Source organism: Puia sp. P3, from assembly GCF_050632245.1.
Classification (GTDB): domain Bacteria; phylum Bacteroidota; class Bacteroidia; order Chitinophagales; family Chitinophagaceae; genus Puia.
Genome location: NZ_CP192583.1, coordinates 6042569 through 6059808, shown reverse-complemented (window position 1 = coordinate 6059808; position 17240 = coordinate 6042569). Strand labels below are relative to the sequence as shown.

Below are 17240 nucleotides of genomic sequence, written 5' to 3'. Positions count from 1 at the left end.
AAAAGATCCTTTTTAAAAAGTGTTAATATGTGTTTTGACGAGTTGATCGATCAAAAATTTTGGCCCACAAATGTAGGGTGTGATTAATTCTAAAGAATCGTTAAAATTTGACTATGGCAAATTATAATAACAATGCCGGCAACGTGGTTCGTAGCTCTCTTTCTCGCCCAATAATATCTGTCCGGCCTGCGCCTTTTTACGAAAGGAATAGTTCGCAATATTTCCACATTTTACACAAATGGCATGTAACTTGGTTATATATTCAGCTTTGGCAAGCAGATGAGGCATCTGTCCGAAGGGTTTGGCCGAATAATCCATGTCCAGACCCGCAACGATGACCCGGGCGCCCCGGGCAGCCAGCTGGTCGCAGACCTCAGGCAGCTGATCGTCAAAGAACTGAGCCTCGTCGATGCCGATCACATCGACCTCGCCCGCCATTAACAAAATGGTTTGCGAATTATCGATAGGCGTTGATTGGATAGCATTTTCGTCATGTGATACGATCTGCTGCTCGTGGTAGCGGGTATCCATGGCCGGCTTAAAAATTTCTACTTTAAGATTGGCAATTTTAGCACGTTTTAGCCTTCTGATCAGTTCTTCTGTTTTCCCGGAGAACATCGATCCGCAAATGACTTCGATCCAACCGCGCTTTTCACCCTTGATATGGGGTTCAATGAACATAGACTACTTATAAATTAGGTTCGGAATTTGTTATAACTTTATAGGACACTTGACCTTTTTACTGATTTCACTACACTTTCTAACCCAAAAGTGCTCTTAAACAGTGCTATGGAACGACTTAAAGAACTGATTACCCGACTGAAAGAGCAGTTTGACCATCAGGCCGAACCTGCCCAGCTCCTCGAGATTACCCGGCTCCTGGAAGCAGAACTCCGTCTTATGGCCAGTCAGCAGCCCGCTCCCGCGAAGGTAATGCCGACGAAGATAGCAGTTATGATGCCATCCTCCGCGAAAAAACCTCTGGTTTCCATGGAGGCAGCCGCGGCGCCCGCCGGCGTCACCAGTGGCAGCTCCGTCAACGGCAACAGCAACAACGGGGTCGTCTCAACCTCATCCATCGCCGCCCCCGCCGCAACCAGCGTAGCCGCACCGCCCGTCGCAAACCCGGCCAGCGTCACATCCACCGCCGCAACCGGCGTCGCTACCGCACCACCCGCCACCGCAACCGGCCCAGCCACCGCAACCGGCCCAGCCACCGCAACCGGCCCAACCACAGCTACCAGCGTAGCCACCGCCACCAGCGCAGCCACAGTAACCGGCATCGCCAACGGCGCCGGCGTCCGCGCCCCCGAACGCGGCCAGTGGCCCTTCGACCCGCTCGCGGAAAAACCCACCGACCGGTTCACTCTATCCCAGAAGTCCAAGGAGATCAATGACGTAATAGGTATCGGCAACTCATCCCTCAACGACCGCCTCCGCTCCGACGTGGCAGACCTCAAATCCACCCTCAACGATTCCCCCGTCCGCGACCTCAAAAAGGCCATCGGCGTAAATGACAGATATGTATTTATCAATCAGTTGTTTAGAGGAGACGAAGTGATGTACGAGCGAAGCCTCAAGACCATCAATGGCTTCCGGATCCTCCCAGAAGCCGAATACTGGATGGAACGCGAACTGAAGGTCAAGCTGGGCTGGGACGAGAACCGCGAAACCACCCGCCATTTCTATCAGCTCGTCAAAAGACGCTTCTCATAAATATACTGGACGATCTTAGCAGTAGCTCCCTTTTTCGAATGTACATAGCTGCGCGACGCTTCACCCGTCTCACGCAGCTCCCGCGGATTTTGTAAAAGCCTGTTAAAGACTTTCTCCGCCTCCAGTGCGCTGTCAATGATCAGCCCCCCGCCGCACTCATTCAACTCGACAGCCTCGATATATTTGTCGATCACCGGCCCAAACACCACCGGCTTCCCGTATACCGCCGCCTCCAGCACATTATGCACCCCGTCGTCTCCAAACCCACCTCCAATATAAGTAATTGTAGCATAACGGTATAGCCGCGATAACATGCCTATGTTGTCGATGATCAGGACATTGGGTTCAGGCCATCCCGCGGGCGACGGCGACCCGGTACCTGCCCGGCCATTCTTCTCCCATACAGAATAACGTACCGCATGGCGGAACAGCCGTTCGGTTTCGCGCAGCCGGTCCTCGCCGATCTCGTGCGGCGCGATGATGAACCGGATCTCCTGATGCGTATTGGCATAGTGGTCCAGCTCCTCTTCGTCCTCCTCCCGGTGCTGCCCGCGACGACCACCGGCTGGGCGCCGCAAAGGCCTCTATCTGCGGCAGCGGCGCTCCGCCCTCCGCGATCTCGATGACCCGGTCGAAACGCGTATCTCCGCTGACACTCACCTGGTCGGTCAGCCTCAGCCTCCCCAGCAGGGTCTTTGAAGTATCCGTCTGTACAAAAAGATGCGTGAAACACTCGAGCATATACCGGTGCAGGCGGCCATACCAATGAAAAAAAGGCTGGTCGGGCCGGAATACACCGGATATCAGCAGCGTCGGAATATTCCTCTTTTTCAGCTCCACCAGAAAATAATACCAATAGTCGTACTTGACCCACAACACCAGATCAGGCTTTATCAGATCGACGAACTGCCTCGCATTGCCGGGACTGTCCAGCGGCAGATAAAAATATGGTCCGCTCCGGGATAGTCCTTCCCTGGTCTCATATCCGCTGGGGGAGAAGAAGCTGAGGATAATACGGCATCCCGGCGTACGCTGACGCAGCATCTCGAGGACCGGACGCCCCTGCTCGAACTCTCCCAGTGACGAACAGTGCATCCAGATCGTTTGCCCCTGCGTGTCACCACCAGCACCCGCACCCGCCTCACCACGCAGAGCCCCCTGATTTTATCAAACAAATCCTTCCTCCCTTCCAGCCACAGCTGGGCCTTCCGGTTCCAGGGCGCAATCAGCCGGATACCTATCTTATACAGCCATAAAAAAATGTGATAGAAAAGAATGCTCAACGTCTCCGATTTATAGTTTGAATAGTTACTGACTCTTGTCCGCAGTCACTGCTTCCGGGTCCTACAGCATTGGATAAACCACATTTTTGCAGTAGGTTTGTGCCCCCAAGGGAATGTACACCACCACAAAATTTTAACTAAACGAACAGATTATGCGGCCCATCCAAATGGTAGATCTTAAACGGCAATATACAAATATAAAGAGTGAAGTTGACTCAGCCATCCAGGAGGTATTGGATACTACGGCATTTATCAACGGAAAAGCCGTCGCAGATTTTACCACAGCCCTCGCGGCTTACATCGGTTCGAAACACGTCATCCCCTGCGCCAACGGCACCGACGCCCTCCAGATCGCAATGATGGCCCTGGACCTCCAGCCCGGCGACGAAGTCATCACCCCTCTTTTACCTATATAGCAACCACCGAGGTCATAGCACTCCTCCAACTCAAGCCGGTATTCGTCGAGGTCGATCCGAAGACCTTCTGTATCGATCCCGCTGCCGTGGAAAAAGCCATTACTCCAAAAACAAAGGCCATCGTCCCCGTACACCTCTACGGTCAGGCCGCCCCGATGGAAGAGCTGCTACGGATTGCTAAAAAGTTTAATCTTTACATCATAGAAGATAATGCGCAGGCTATCGGAAGTAATTATATCTTCGCCGACGGCACCAAAAAGAAGGCAGGCTCCATAGGTACGATCGGGACTACCTCCTTCTTCCCGTCCAAAAATTTGGGCTGTTATGGAGACGGGGGGCAATATTTACAGACGATGATACGTTAGCTAGCCGGTTGAAAATGATTGCGAACCATGGGCAGAGCCGACGCTATTATCACGATCTTGTAGGCTGCAACAGCCGTCTGGATACCATCCAGGCAGCTGTCCTGAATGTGAAGCTGAAACGCCTGGACGACTATATCGCCGCCAGACGCGCCGTCGCCGACTATTACGATAATGCTTTTAAAGCTCATCCTAAAATCACAACGCCCTACCGGGCATCCTATAGCCACCACGTATTTCATCAGTATACGCTTCTTCTGGAAGGTGTGGACCGGGATGGTCTCAACGCATTCCTGATGGGGAAGAATATACCCTCGATGATCTACTATCCCGTACCCGCCCATCGTCAGCAGATGTTTGCATCCCTTGGTGGCGGAGATTTTCACCTCGAGACCACAGACTGGCTCACCGAAAGGGTCATCTCCCTTCCGATGCATACCGAGCTGGACGGAGAACAACTGGAAACCATAACAACAGCAGTTTTGGAATTCATTAACCGGCCATAAGCCGGTCTGACAATTTTTGGCATGATTCTGACTAACAACAACTGACTAAAAATTAAAAAAAGGTTTTTTTTATGAAAATCGCTGTAATCGGAACCGGCTATGTAGGACTCGTTACGGGCACCTGTTTCGCCGAAACAGGTAATGACGTTATGTGCGTGGACATCGACACCAACAAAGTTCAAAAACTCTCCAACGGTCAGATCACCATCTACGAACCCGGCCTTGAAAAACTCTTCCTCCGCAACCTCAAGGAAGAGCGTCTGAAATTCACTACCAATCTCGAAGACGGCATCAGGGATGCGCAGATCGTATTTCTTGCGCTGCCAACCCCTCCCGGCGAAGACGGGTCCGCCGATCTTAAATATATCCTCGGCGTCTCCGACCAGCTCGGAAAGATCCTCAAAGACTACAAGGTCATCGTCGACAAGAGCACCGTACCCGTAGGCACTGCCGAAAAAGTACGGACCGCGATCGCAAAGAATTACAAAGGCGAGTTTGACGTCGTCTCCAACCCCGAATTCCTCCGGGAAGGCGTCGCAGTTGACGACTTTATGAAGCCCGACCGCGTCGTCATTGGCGCAAGCTCGGAGCGCGCCCGCAAGACCATGGGCGAACTCTACGCCCCCTTCGTTCGCCAGGGCAACCCCGTCATCTACATGGACGAACGCTCCGCCGAACTCACCAAATACGCCGCTAACTCCTTCCTGGCTACCAAGATCACCTTTATGAACGAAGTAGCCCTGCTCTGTGAACGCCTCGGCGCCGACGTGGACATGGTAAGAAGAGGCATCGGCAGCGACGAACGCATCGGCAAACGCTTTCTCTTCCCCGGCATCGGATACGGCGGCAGCTGCTTCCCCAAGGACGTACAGGCCCTCGTAAAATCCTCTCAGGAAGTGAGCTATGATTTTCGTATTCTCAACGCCGTTATGGACGTCAACGAAAAGCAGAAACTCCACCTGATGCCCAAGATCAAAAAATATTTCGGCGACCTCAAGGGCAAACACTTCGCATTGTGGGGCCTGGCTTTCAAGCCTAACACCGACGATATCCGCGAAGCACCGTCCCTGTACATGATCGACGCCCTCGTCCAGGAAGGCGCCACCGTCACCGTATTCGATCCCGAAGCGATGAATAACGTTCGCTCAGTCGTCGGCAACAAGGTCGTCTACGCCGAGAGCCAGTACGAAGCACTCGATGGCGCCGACGCACTGATCATCGCGACCGAATGGAACGAGTTCCGCACTCCCAACTTCCTGAAGATCGTTACCACCCTGAAAAATAAAGTCATATTCGACGGCCGCAACCTTTTCGACATAGCAGCTATCCGCGAACTCGGATTCTACTACGAAAGCATCGGCCGCGCACCCGCCAACCCCGCAGATAAAAAATAACCAAAACAAGAGAACACAAATGAGCACAAGCAACGAACGCGTTTTGATCACGGGAGCCGCTGGTTTTCTTGGCTCCCATCTTTGCGACCGTTTCATCAAAGAAGGTTACCACGTCATCGGGATGGACAACCTCATCACCGGAGACCTCCGGAACATCGAGCATCTGTTCAAGCTGGAGCAATTCGAATTCTATCACCACGACGTAAGCAAATTCATTCACGTGCCGGGGGACCTGAAATATATCCTCCACTTTGCTTCGCCGGCCAGCCCGATCGACTATCTCAAAATACCCATCCAGACGCTGAAGGTCGGCTCGCTCGGCACCCACAACTGCCTGGGCCTGGCCAAATCGAAAAAGGCACGCATACTCGTCGCCTCCAGCTTCTGAGATCTACGGCGACCCCCTCGTTCACCCTCAAACCGAGGAGTACTGGGGCAACGTCAACCCCGTCGGCCCCCGCGGCGTATACGACGAAGCCAAACGCTTCCAGGAAGCCATGACAATGGCCTATCATAATTTCCACGGCCTGGAGACGCGCATCGTACGCATCTTCAACACCTACGGACCGAGAATGCGCCTCAACGACGGCCGCGCCCTGCCCGCCTTCATCGGCCAGGCCCTGCGCGGCGAAGACCTCACCGTCTTCGGCGACGGCAGCCAGACCCGCTCGTTCTGCTACGTCGACGACCTCGTAGAAGGCATCTACCGCCTCCTGATGAGCGACTATCCCCAGCCCGTCAACATCGGCAACCCTTCCGAGATAACCCTGAAACAGTTCGCCGAAGAAGTCATCGCACTCACAGGGACAAAACAGAAGATCGTCTACAAGCCGCTACCGGTCGACGACCCCAAACAGCGTCGCCCCGATATCTCCAAGGCAAAGAAGATCCTTGGATGGGAGCCGAAAGTCGACCGTAAAGACGGCCTCAAGGCTACCTACGAATACTTCAAATCCCTGCCCCCGGAAGAATGGGCCAAACAGCCGAAGGAATTTACCAGCAGAACCTAAACCTTAATATTTTTTATGAATGAAGCAAAGATCTACGATGACCTCCTCTCGAAAAAGGCCAAACTGGCCGTAATAGGACTGGGGTATGTAGGACTGCCTATCGCCCTGGAATTTGCACGGAAGATCTCCGTCATCGGGTTTGACATCAACGCCCGCCGCATTCAGATGATGCGCGCCGGTCTCGATCCCAGCAAAGAAGTCGACACAGCGGAGTTTAAGGACCGTGACATCGTATTTACGGATGATCTGGAGGTTCTTAGGGAGGCAAGGTTCTTCATCGTAGCCGTGCCCACACCCGTAGATAAATACAACGTCCCCGACCTCAAACCCCTCATCGGCGCGTCAAATACCGTCGGAAAAGTGCTGAAAAAGGAGACTACGTCGTTTACGAATCCACCACATATCCCGGCTGTACCGAAGAAGACTGCCTTCCCGTTCTCGAGAAGCACTCCGACCTCCGGCTCGCCAACGGCGACTTCAGCCTGGGCTATTCCCCCGAACGCATCAACCCCGGTGACAAAAAGCACACACTGCGGACCGTCGTAAAGGTTGTCAGCGGCAATACCGACCTTTCTCTGAATGAAGTCGCGAAGACCTACGAACTGGTCGTGGACGCCGGCGTGCACCGCGCCCCTTCCATCAAGGTCGCCGAAGCTTCCAAGATAATCGAGAACACCCAGCGCGACCTCAACATCGCCCTGATGAACGAACTGTCCCTTATCTTCGACCGCATGGGCATCAATACCTATGACGTCATCGAAGCGGCCGGCACCAAGTGGAACTTCCTCAAGTTCCAGCCAGGCCTCGTCGGCGGTCACTGTATCGGCATCGATCCCTATTATCTGACCTACAAGGCGGCGGCGCTGGGCTATGAGTCCAAGGTCATCGCTTCATCACGGTATATCAACGACGATATGGCCGTCTACGTTGCCCGCAAGATCATCACCCACGTGCTGCGTATATCCAACGACCCGAAGGTCTTGATCATGGGCGTGACCTTCAAGGAGAACGTCAGCGATATCCGCAACTCACGTATCGTCGACACGGTAAAGGAACTGCTGGCCTTCAATATTCACGTGGACGTCGAAGACCCCTATGCGGTAGAAGAAGAAGTCCACGAAGAATACGGACTGCACCTTTCGCGGAAAATCACCGGCAACTACGATGCCGTCATCATCACAGTCCCGCACGTTCAGTACAAGGACCTGGATGACGCCTATTTTGCATCCATTACCCGTGAAGGCGCTATCATCGCCGACCTGAAAGGAACCTATAAAAATAAAATCGCAAAGCGAAAATACTGGAGCTTATAAATTGACCAGGTACAGGAAAACGATCATGATCACAGGCGGCGCCGGATTCATCGGGTCGCACGTCGTACGTTTGTTCGTACGAAAATATCCGGACTATCGGATTGTCTGTCTGGACGCTCTTACCTATGCCGGAAACCTGGCGAATCTGGACGACGTCAAAGACGCGCCCAACTATACCTTCGAAAAAGGAGATATCGTCGACGAATCGCGGATGACGGAATTGTTTGCTAAATACGCGTTCGACGCCGTCATCCATCTCGCCGCGGAAAGCCACGTCGACCGCAGCATCATGGACCCGCTCGCCTTCGTACGCACCAACGTACTGGGTACGGCCAATCTGCTCAACGTCAGCCTGTCCTTCTGGAAGAACCAGCCGGAAGGCAAACTTTTCTACCACATTTCGACCGACGAAGTATACGGGTCACTGGGCGCCGAAGGGTTCTTCACAGAAGAGACCCCCTACGATCCCCGGTCGCCCTATTCCGCCTCCAAGGCCGCTTCCGACCATTTCGTAATGGCCTGGCACCACACCTATGGTATGCCGGTCATCTTATCCAATTGCTCCAATAATTACGGTTCCAATCATTTCCCGGAGAAGCTGATCCCACTGATGATCAACAATATTCTCCATAACAAACCACTGCCGGTCTATGGCAAGGGAGAGAATGTCCGCGACTGGCTCTACGTGGAAGACCACGCCGACGCCATCGACACCATCTTTCACAACGGCAGGGTGGGAGAGAAGTACAATATCGGCGGCTTCAATGAATGGAAGAACATCGATATCGTCCACCTCCTCTGTAATGTTATGGACAGGAAATTGAATCGTCCCGCGGGCGAATCGGCTAAACTGATCACCTTCGTAAAGGACCGCCCGGGGCACGACCTCCGCTATGCCATCGATGCGACCAAACTCAACAAAGAGTTGGGCTGGAAACCTTCCCTCCAGTTCGAGGAAGGCACTGGAAAAGACGGTAGACTGGTACCTCAGCCATCAGGACTGGGTTATAGCCGTCACTTCCGGTGACTATCAGAAATACTATGCGGAGCAGTATATCAAAAGATAATTGAAATGCCTTTTACTACTACCGAGTTTCCGGGACTGCTCGTATTTGATCCCGTCATACACCAGGACGACCGCGGCTACTTTTTCGAATCTTATAACGAACAGGCCTGGACTAAACAGGGCCTGTCCATTCGGTTTGTCCAGGACAACCAGTCCTTTTCCAAATACGGCGTGATCCGCGGACTCCACTACCAGCTGGAACCCTACCCCCAGGCAAAGCTGATCCGGGTACTTTCCGGCCGTATCCTCGACGTCGCCCTCGACCTTCGTCAGGGCTCTCCGACATATGGCAAACATCTGGCCGTCGAACTGTCCGAGGACAACAAAAAACAGTTCTTTATCCCGGCCGGTTTTGCCCACGGGTTCTCCGTCCTCAGCGAGTCGGCGGAAGTGTCGTACAAATGCGACGGCTTCTATCACAAGGACAGCGAAGGGGGATTCGCTACGACGACCCTGCCCTGAATATCGACTGGAAAGTACCCGCCGCGAAAGCCATCGTTTCGGCAAAAGACGTGGGACTACCCCTTTTCGCCGACTGCCGCAACAATTTTCAATATAAAGGATTATGAAAAAAAGGATCCTCGTCACCGGTGCTGGCGGCCAGCTGGGCCGGGAGCTGCAGGTTCTCGCCCCAGCTTTCCCTTCCTTCAGCTTTGTATTTGCCGGCCGCGACCTGCTGCCCGTCGATGATCCCGCGCGCATCACTTCTTTTTCAGGAGAACCCTCCCGACTACTGCATCAACTGCGCCGCCTATACCGCCGTCGACAAAGCCGAGACCGAAAAAGAAGCCGCCTTCCGCATCAATGGCGACGCCCCCGGCTGGCTGGCCGCGGCCTGCCGCAGCGCCGGAGCCCGGTTGATTCACATATCCACCGACTATGTCTTCGATGGCAGCTCGTCCACTCCCCTGAAAGAAGAGGACAAAACCGCACCGATCAATACATACGGCGCTTCGAAGCTAAAGGGCGAAGAGAACGCCCTTCGCGAATACCCCGAAGGCACCATTGTCATCCGAACCTCCTGGGTCTATTCCGAATTTGGCAACAACTTCGTCAGGACCATGATCCGCCTGATGACCGAAAGACCCGCCATCAGCGTGGTCGACGACCAGATAGGCTCCCCACCTACGCCGCCGATCTCGCGGCAGCCATCCTCCGGATCGTCTCCGGCGACCGCTGGGTTCCCGGTATTTATAATTACAGCAATGAAGGGGAAACCAGCTGGTACGACTTTGCTCAGGCCATCCACGGACTCATCGGGAGCAACTGCCGGGTCAGTCCCATTCCAAGCTCCAACTATCCCACACCCGCCCGCCGCCCCCACTATTCCCTGCTGGACAAAGACCTGATAAAAAAGACCTACGGTCTCTCCATACCCACCTGGCCCGAGAGCCTCGATACCTGCATCTCTCATCTCCTCCTTACCGGCAAGTAAATATCCCCTGCAAGACCTTCCACACATAAATATTTCCCTTAATGTGGAAAACTAAAACTACTTGGTCCGTTAACATATGGGTGATTATAATCATGCATAAAAACGTACACAGCCGACCTAACCCCCTGCACTTTCGACCACTTGTCCTTTCTAATAACTATCGTTACTTATTGAGGATTGCCGGATCAGTCAAAGTTTTATAGCTTGCACCCTGAAAGATCATTTTGACGCCTGTCTACGTCTGGTGATCGCCCAACTTAATCCATACTTATGAAACCTGTCTACACGTTCAGGGTTCCTGGTTCGTCCTTGCGTTTCTCGCGCATCAGGAATATGGTGGCCCTCCTTATCCCTGGCCAACATGAGCTGCCTGCTCGGCCCCCGCATTTGATGGCGGAAGGCACTCACCAGGTAATGCCAAACAGCACCCAGGGTACGGGTCTCATTGTTTCCACCACCTCATCTTTTCCGCTCGGTAATGTTGGTAGCTATCTCGGCGCACCCGTCGACCAGCGCGTATACTTTTATATAAAGGACTGGCAGAACGAGCAGCTCGACTATGGTTTCCACTGGGAGACCCTTGCCCCCAGCGGGACGATCAGCGTCTATTCCAACGTCTATATGCGGATCTATGACCCTACCGGAGCGCAGGTCGGCAGTCCTATTCTTATGCCGACTACCGGCAACGGCTGGCTGACGACCTATGGTCTCGCCAACGCCGGCCCTTCCATCTCCGGCGGACCTGGATACAAGCCGCTGATCTTCAAACCATCGATGAACGGTGACTACTATGTCTCCTTCTACCAGAGCAACGACGGCGGCGCTACCGACGCGGGCGAGTCGATGCTGTCCAAATGGTTCGACATGACCATCGTCAACACCGCTTTTAATACGAAGGCCAACGGTCGCGTCCACTGTAACGAGTGGGCATTTTCAGTTTACAATATCAGCAATGACTGGCAGGATCCTACCGTTTCGGCCTGCTCGCAGTTCATCGCCTATACAACCGACCACGTTTCAGTCAGCGTCCAGTTCCCTACGACCGGTGGCTTTCAGCCCCTGTCCTTTATCGTGGCGTTTAACGATTTTGGCGTTGCCAACAACGGCAACTGGCTGGTCGACCGCAAATCCATTGTGCTGCCCAAGCTGGTGGCTCCTTATCTGCGGGGCGGCTATCCCGTCTTCCTGATGGCGCCGGACCCTGCCGTATATCCACCCGCCGCCGTCCCAAGTAATCCCGTGCTGCTCGCTCCCGTCATTGCGGGATGTCCGCCCGGTCCCTACAACGTCCGGTTCTTTGCTCCCCAGGACGGAGACTACTATATGCTCTTTGACCTGAATGGCGTCCCCTGGCTTCCAGAACAATTCGGCCGACCGCTTTGTCGAGCTCCCGGCGCAGAGTGCCGGCGTGGTCACCTATGTCTGGGACGGAAAGGACGGACTCGGCAACGTCGTGCCCGCCAACACCAGCTTTAATATCATCTTTTCCTTCCGGGAAGGTCGTATCAATATTCCCATCTACGACGCCGAGCTCAACATCAACGGCTTCACCGTGGGTGGAGTAGCCCCGCTGCTGCAAAACAACAACCCATTATTCTGGGACGATACACAGATATACAACAGGGGCGGCGACTGTTCGGACAACAACAACAACTATACGGGCACGGGCTATAACAATTCCGTCGTAGGGGTCACGCCTTCCGCGACGATGGGACGCGCCTGGAATGGTAATGGCAACCCCACCAACGTCATACCCGCTCCGAACGTCAAGTACGGTAGCACCTATAACGACGCCGACAACGTACAGTGTAACGACTATGGCAACGCGCGCCTGCTGAATACATGGACCTGGGGGATCATCGATAGCTCGACCCAATCGGTCACCCTCAGCTGTATCACAGTCAGCGGTACCGTATGGGACGACGCCGACGGCAGCGCCAACGGCGACACCACCCATATTCGCACCAACGGCGAAGCCGGGGTCAATGCCGGTGGCACGCTGTACGCCAACCTGGTGGACCCGATCACCAACAACGTGTTGTACTCTACGCCGGTCGCATCGGACGGCACCTTCACCCTTCTCAACTGTCCCGTCAACGCCAGCGGAATGGAGATCGCCATCACGACCACACAGGGGGTCGTCGGCAGTCCGGTGCCCACTCCTTCCGTACCGGGTTACTGGACGAATACGTCTCCGCTGATGCGTACGTTCAATTCGTCGAACTATTCTATCACCGGTCAGGATTTCGGCATCGAACAGCTGCCCAATTCCTATGACCAGAACTATACCATCGCCATGCCGGCGCAGAACTCGCTGCTCACCCTCAACGGTGTGAGTACCGTGGCAAGTCCCGGACCGCTGACAGGCTCGGACCCCGAGGACGGCACGCTCGGCACGGGTAAGGACGTCGTTATTACTTCCGTTCCGGCCAACGAACAGCTATACTATGGCGGCACCCTGGTGACCAACGGCTTCAAGATCACCAACTACAATCCGGCGCTGCTGCAGATGAAGTTCACGACCGTCAACACCGTCATCTTCACCTCCTTTACCTATGCCTATATCGACGCGGCCGGCAAGCAGGACCCGACTCCGGCTACCTATACCATCAATATGTCGATCGCGCTCGCCAGTACGCTCGGTACCTTCACGGGCCGCGCCTCGGACTATGGCAACGTGCTTAGCTGGACCTCCTACAACGAGACGCCGGCTGTACAGTTCACCATCGAGCGCAGTAGTGACGGCATCGGATATGCGCCGATCGGCGCCGTCGCCGGCACCGGCAACGGCACCGACGTCAATCACGTTTACACGGACAAGAGTCCTACCCCTAATACCGCTACTTATTACCGTCTCAAATGGACGGACGGCAGTGGCACCGTCGCCTACAGCAATGTGGTGACGATCGCCGCCACCGCCGGCACAAGCGTCCTCGACGTTTCGCCGAACCCATTCAGGTCACAGCTGACCGTACGCCTGAACCTCGGCCAGCGCCGAGCGCGTCGCTATCCGGCTGGTCGACAGTAAAGGTGTCGCGCTTAAGCAGGCGCGTTACCAGGGCGCGAAAGGCGTTAATTCCTTTGTGATCAACGACCTCTCTTCGCTGCCTTCTTCTGTCTACTTTGTCCAGATCGTACTCGCTGATCAGATGTTCGTGAAAAAGGTTTTCAATCAGTAACGCATAAGGGAGCTTCCCCGGAAGCTCCCTTCCCCTTTACCCGACGACCGTGCTTTAACCGTAAATCCAAGCCGGCATGAAAATCCTGTTGCCTGCCGTCCTGCTCACGATTACGTGGGGGGAATGCACCTTCGCGCAAACCAACCAGACTGTTTCTTCGGCAGAAGTGAACAAGATCCTGTTGGGGACTTACAATCCTCTGAACTACCAGGCTTCGGTGGTCATCACCGACCCTGCCTCCATCTCGGCCGGTCTGCTCAGCCAGATCTCGACCGATTCGCTCAGGGCCGACCTGTTTGCCCTCGCCGCTTTTAAGAACAGAAATACCTTCTCGGATACCAGCTCGTCGACGAGGGGCATCGGCGCCGCAAGACGCTGGGTATACAGCAAATTCCTCCAATACAGCAACGCGAATGAAGGGAGGCTGAAGCCCGCCTATCTCTGGTTCGACTACTCCCCGTCATCCGCAGGCTGTTTGGGTTCCATCACGAGACACGCCAACACCATGGCTGTGCTGCCGGGCAGTCAGACGGACAATCCTTCGCTGATCATCGTCGAAGGTCATATGGACAGCCGCAACGACGACAACTGCGACGTCACGGGCAGCGCCCCCGGCATCGGGGACAACGCCACCGGCGCAGCGCTGGTGATGGAACTCGCGCGCGTCCTGAGCAAATACACTTTTCGCAGCACGCTGGTATTTGTCGTGCTCACAGGTGAAGAACAGGGTCTTATCGGATCGACAGCGCTGGCCAACTATCTCGACAGCAAGAACGTGCCCATCAAGGCAGTCAACAACAACGACGTCTCCGGCGGCGTATTCTGCGGACATACCGCCTCGGCGCCCGGCTGTCCCTTTTACGGCAATATCGACAGCACCGAAATCCGGATCTTCTCGCTGGGTACCATTAATTCCGCATACAAGCAGTGGGCGCGTTATATCAAACTGGAATATAAGGAGCAACTGATCAATCAGGTCAATGTCCCGATGGACATCAATATCATGCAGAACGAAGACCGGTCCGGCCGGGGTGGGGACCACCAGGCTTTCAGTAAGATTGGCTATACCGCCGTAAGGTTTACACAGGCAAATGAAGACGGGAACGCCAGCAACGGCAGTGGATATACCGACCGCCAGCACACGGTCCGGGACAGTCTTGGACGGGACCTCAACGGGGACGGCAACGTCGATTCCCTCTATGTCGACGTCGACTATCTGTCCCGCAATACCCTTATCAACGGCAATGCAATGGCGATGGTAGCGCTGGGACCCGATACAGTCAATTTTACCCCGACCGTCGTCTCGGCCAATCTGGTGAGGGTCAGGTTCAACCCGGCTTCCGGCGTCACCAATGCGGGCTACCGCGTGGCGATCCGGTCCAACTCCAACGACTGGGACTCCGTCTACACAGTCACCAACCTCGTCGATACCATTACGGTACCCTATCCGATGAACACCAGTTTCTATATCAGCGCCGCGGCCATGGACGCCAGCAACACCGAGAGCCAGTTCGCGACGGAGTTCACCCTGTCGACGAAACAGTACGTTTTAAACCTCCCACCTCCCGGTAACGGCCCCGGCACATCCGCCGGCCTGGGCTACTATGGTATCCAACTATTGCCCAACCGTCCCAACCCTTTCGACGAGTCCACCATGATAGCGATCAGTTCGGGTACCGACATTTTCGCCGACCGCACCTGGCTCCAGTTCACTTCCCTCGACGGTCGCGTCATCAACCGTATGCAGGTCCAACTAAAAAGGGGCTCAACCAGGTGCTGCTCAATCACGGCTTTGCCGTCCCCGGCACCTATATATGTTCTTTGCTGATCGACGGCCTCCCGGCCCAGAGCACCAAAATGCTCTTCCGCGCCGGGCGCTGACCCGTCCCGCCGGCATTCACCCGTCCCGCCGGCAACCAATTTTTTTGCAGTTGGCCGCCCAACCTATAACCTGTCCTGTTACCACGCGCTCTATGCCGCAAGTCGCCACCGGTTCCCCCGGCTGGCGACTCGGCTTTAAGGGCATCTGGCCCGCGGCTCCGCCCCCCAGGATCACCCCGCCCCACGTCCCCTTCCGGGGCCGCAAAACAAAAAGCCGGGCTTCGCTTTCAGCGTGCCCGGCCTTTCTGTTCTTCACTGTAAAACCGTCCGTAGTTTTATGTTTGGAGTCGTACCCTATGGTTCTGTTAGGTCTTGCAAAGGTACCGCGCCCTCCCGTCAGGATCAATACAACTAGTGGTAGTTTTTCGCGGCGGGAGCGTGTCGTTTTTTGCAAGGGAATAAATAGAAAAACCGCTGACGAGCAGCGGTTTACCAAAGTTGCCCAACCTGGATTCGAACCAAGACAGAAAGATCCAGAATCTTTTGTACTACCATTATACTATTGGGCAATAGTCCGTAGAACGGGGTGCAAAGCTACGGATTTTTAACGTTATTTGCCAAATTATTGAACATAGTGTTTGTAGCATGAAAAAACTATATCTGCTGGTCGTTTTGGCAGGCATCGCAGGAGTCACCAGGGGTCAGTCCCCGTCCGCCACCTCTCAGCTTCGGTCCACCACCGGGCAAACCCCATCCACCACCACTCAGGTCCCCGACGACACCAGCGCCGCGCGCCTCGTGCGCGCATTCCGCTTCGTCGATTCCGCCCTCAGCCACCCCACACTGACCTACGACGTCACCGGACCCGATATCCCGCAGGAAATAAAGGACATCCTCACCCGGTTCGACAGCGCCGTCACAGCCAACAAAAAATGGTTCGACGGGTACCGCAACAAATTTACATCCACTAACCAATCCACCTCCGCGAGCCAACCCCTCCCATACAACGAACGCTTCGGCATCACCCCCGAAGAATACACCCGCCTTCAGCAACTCGAAAAACAACCTCCCCACCTCGTAACCCTCGCCCAAACAACCATAACCACAACCCGCGACAAGAACGTGCTGCATTTCAAAGGCGACGGCGAAAGCCAGGATCCCGGCCTATCTCGAAGTCGACCTCCGGCAACAACGGATCATTTTTGCCGGAGACACCCTCCCGTTCATCGGCCCCATGACCACCACAGCCAGCTGGCATCATTTCAACTCACCCGGGGCTATAGCTGGAAATTTCGCAAAGTAGACGTGAACAATTCATTACAGAGCTACAAGATCACCGCCCGCGTGTCGGAAGCTGGATCTGGGCACACCCACCGAAGGAGGCCGAACATTTCTTCGCATTACCTATCAGGACGTGAAGGAAGGAGTAAGTCAGGCCAACCTCGACCTGACCGGATTCATTCACTGACGCGTCGACCGGCCTCCGCCACCCGTCGCCGCACCCGCGGCCGGACCCCCACCCCCGGTTTACCTCCTCTCATCATAAACCCCAAACTCCACTATCGCCGGCTGCCCCCCAACCCCCTCCATCACAACCCTCACCCTATCTCCCCAAACCCGGTCAAACCTGTTGATCTTCACCCGCCCCTTCTTTTCCCCATCAAACAACACCTTCCACTGACCATGCGTCCGGTACTCGGAAGTCTATAATGACCGACATTCTCCTCCGTAATAACCAC

The 17240-nt window shown here is 54.9% G+C and carries 12 protein-coding genes, 1 tRNA gene and 3 pseudogenes; 12 read left to right on the top strand and 4 right to left on the bottom strand.

Annotated features, from left to right (window positions below; genetic code table 11):
* Window positions 1–111: 111 nt before the first annotated feature.
* Window positions 112–681, bottom strand: a complete 570-nt coding sequence (locus tag ACQ86N_RS38220) for a thymidine kinase (RefSeq protein ID WP_431211604.1) — start codon at window positions 679–681, stop codon at window positions 112–114.
* A gap of 108 nt (window positions 682–789) precedes the next feature.
* On the opposite strand from ACQ86N_RS38220, the gene ACQ86N_RS38215 reads away from it, so the two are divergent.
* The gene (locus ACQ86N_RS38215) at window positions 790–1716 is read left to right on the top strand and encodes a hypothetical protein (RefSeq protein WP_431211603.1); all 927 of its coding nucleotides are present in this window, start codon (window positions 790–792) and stop codon (window positions 1714–1716) included.
* Here the strand turns inward: ACQ86N_RS38215 and ACQ86N_RS38210 are convergent.
* Together ACQ86N_RS38210 and ACQ86N_RS38205 are read right to left on the bottom strand one after the other, a co-directional pair.
* Complete coding sequence (locus tag ACQ86N_RS38210; RefSeq protein ID WP_431211602.1) at window positions 1689–2030, bottom strand: 3-deoxy-D-manno-octulosonic acid transferase; 342 nt, start codon at window positions 2028–2030, stop codon at window positions 1689–1691. The two genes, ACQ86N_RS38215 and ACQ86N_RS38210, sit on opposite strands and share 28 nt — an antisense overlap.
* Window positions 2031–2061: 31 nt before the next feature.
* Window positions 2062–2811 (bottom strand): 3-deoxy-D-manno-octulosonic acid transferase, encoded by a 750-nt coding sequence (locus tag ACQ86N_RS38205; protein ID WP_431211601.1) that lies wholly within the window; start codon window positions 2809–2811, stop codon window positions 2062–2064.
* 340 nt (window positions 2812–3151) lie between these two features.
* Between ACQ86N_RS38205 and ACQ86N_RS38200 the strand changes: the two are divergent.
* From ACQ86N_RS38200 to ACQ86N_RS38155, 10 genes and pseudogenes are all read left to right on the top strand, one after another.
* Window positions 3152–4283 (top strand): annotated as a pseudogene (locus ACQ86N_RS38200) (DegT/DnrJ/EryC1/StrS family aminotransferase).
* A 71-nt stretch (window positions 4284–4354) separates the two neighbouring features.
* On the top strand, window positions 4355–5677 hold the full coding sequence (locus tag ACQ86N_RS38195) for a UDP-glucose dehydrogenase family protein (protein ID WP_431211600.1): 1323 nt from the start codon (window positions 4355–4357) through the stop codon (window positions 5675–5677).
* 19 nt (window positions 5678–5696) lie between these two features.
* The gene (locus tag ACQ86N_RS38190) at window positions 5697–6065 is read left to right on the top strand and encodes an NAD-dependent epimerase/dehydratase family protein (protein ID WP_431211599.1); all 369 of its coding nucleotides are present in this window, start codon (window positions 5697–5699) and stop codon (window positions 6063–6065) included.
* 1 nt (window position 6066) lies between these two features.
* On the top strand, window positions 6067–6687 hold the full coding sequence (locus ACQ86N_RS38185) for a GDP-mannose 4,6-dehydratase (protein WP_431217763.1): 621 nt from the start codon (window positions 6067–6069) through the stop codon (window positions 6685–6687).
* A 15-nt stretch (window positions 6688–6702) separates the two neighbouring features.
* A pseudogene (locus ACQ86N_RS38180) lies at window positions 6703–8000 on the top strand (nucleotide sugar dehydrogenase).
* Between the two features lie 25 nt (window positions 8001–8025).
* The gene (gene rfbB / locus ACQ86N_RS38175) at window positions 8026–9027 is read left to right on the top strand and encodes a dTDP-glucose 4,6-dehydratase (protein ID WP_431211598.1); all 1002 of its coding nucleotides are present in this window, start codon (window positions 8026–8028) and stop codon (window positions 9025–9027) included.
* 45 nt (window positions 9028–9072) lie between these two features.
* Window positions 9073–9528: a dTDP-4-dehydrorhamnose 3,5-epimerase gene (rfbC, locus tag ACQ86N_RS38170; protein WP_431211597.1), complete on the top strand. Its 456-nt coding sequence runs from the start codon at window positions 9073–9075 to the stop codon at window positions 9526–9528.
* 224 nt (window positions 9529–9752) lie between these two features.
* A pseudogene (gene rfbD / locus ACQ86N_RS38165) lies at window positions 9753–10501 on the top strand (dTDP-4-dehydrorhamnose reductase).
* A 1339-nt stretch (window positions 10502–11840) separates the two neighbouring features.
* On the top strand, window positions 11841–13529 hold the full coding sequence (locus tag ACQ86N_RS38160; RefSeq protein WP_431211596.1) for a hypothetical protein: 1689 nt from the start codon (window positions 11841–11843) through the stop codon (window positions 13527–13529).
* Window positions 13530–13756: 227 nt separating this feature from the next.
* Window positions 13757–15508, top strand: coding sequence for a M28 family peptidase (locus tag ACQ86N_RS38155; RefSeq protein ID WP_431211595.1), 1752 nt, complete (start codon window positions 13757–13759; stop codon window positions 15506–15508).
* A 491-nt stretch (window positions 15509–15999) separates the two neighbouring features.
* Here the strand turns inward: ACQ86N_RS38155 and ACQ86N_RS38150 are convergent.
* A tRNA-Gln gene (locus ACQ86N_RS38150) sits at window positions 16000–16070 on the bottom strand.
* A 76-nt stretch (window positions 16071–16146) separates the two neighbouring features.
* Between ACQ86N_RS38150 and ACQ86N_RS38145 the strand changes: the two genes are divergently transcribed.
* Window positions 16147–17211 carry a hypothetical protein gene (locus ACQ86N_RS38145; RefSeq protein ID WP_431211594.1) on the top strand — a complete coding sequence of 355 codons (1065 nt, stop codon included), beginning with the start codon at window positions 16147–16149 and terminating at the stop codon, window positions 17209–17211.
* Window positions 17212–17240 lie beyond the last annotated feature (29 nt).

Coding starts and splice junctions, on each gene's coding strand:
- ACQ86N_RS38215 (WP_431211603.1), top strand. CDS start 790: ATGGAACGACTTAAAGAACTGATTACCCGACTGAAAGAGCAGTTTGAC.
- ACQ86N_RS38205 (WP_431211601.1), bottom strand. CDS start 2,811: ATGCACTGTTCGTCACTGGGAGAGTTCGAGCAGGGGCGTCCGGTCCTC.
- ACQ86N_RS38155 (WP_431211595.1), top strand. CDS start 13,757: ATGAAAATCCTGTTGCCTGCCGTCCTGCTCACGATTACGTGGGGGGAA.
- rfbC (WP_431211597.1), top strand. CDS start 9,073: ATGCCTTTTACTACTACCGAGTTTCCGGGACTGCTCGTATTTGATCCC.
- ACQ86N_RS38145 (WP_431211594.1), top strand. CDS start 16,147: ATGAAAAAACTATATCTGCTGGTCGTTTTGGCAGGCATCGCAGGAGTC.
- ACQ86N_RS38160 (WP_431211596.1), top strand. CDS start 11,841: ATGGCGTCCCCTGGCTTCCAGAACAATTCGGCCGACCGCTTTGTCGAG.
- ACQ86N_RS38210 (WP_431211602.1), bottom strand. CDS start 2,030: ATGTTATCGCGGCTATACCGTTATGCTACAATTACTTATATTGGAGGT.
- rfbB (WP_431211598.1), top strand. CDS start 8,026: ATGATCACAGGCGGCGCCGGATTCATCGGGTCGCACGTCGTACGTTTG.
- ACQ86N_RS38190 (WP_431211599.1), top strand. CDS start 5,697: ATGAGCACAAGCAACGAACGCGTTTTGATCACGGGAGCCGCTGGTTTT.
- ACQ86N_RS38220 (WP_431211604.1), bottom strand. CDS start 681: ATGTTCATTGAACCCCATATCAAGGGTGAAAAGCGCGGTTGGATCGAA.
- ACQ86N_RS38195 (WP_431211600.1), top strand. CDS start 4,355: ATGAAAATCGCTGTAATCGGAACCGGCTATGTAGGACTCGTTACGGGC.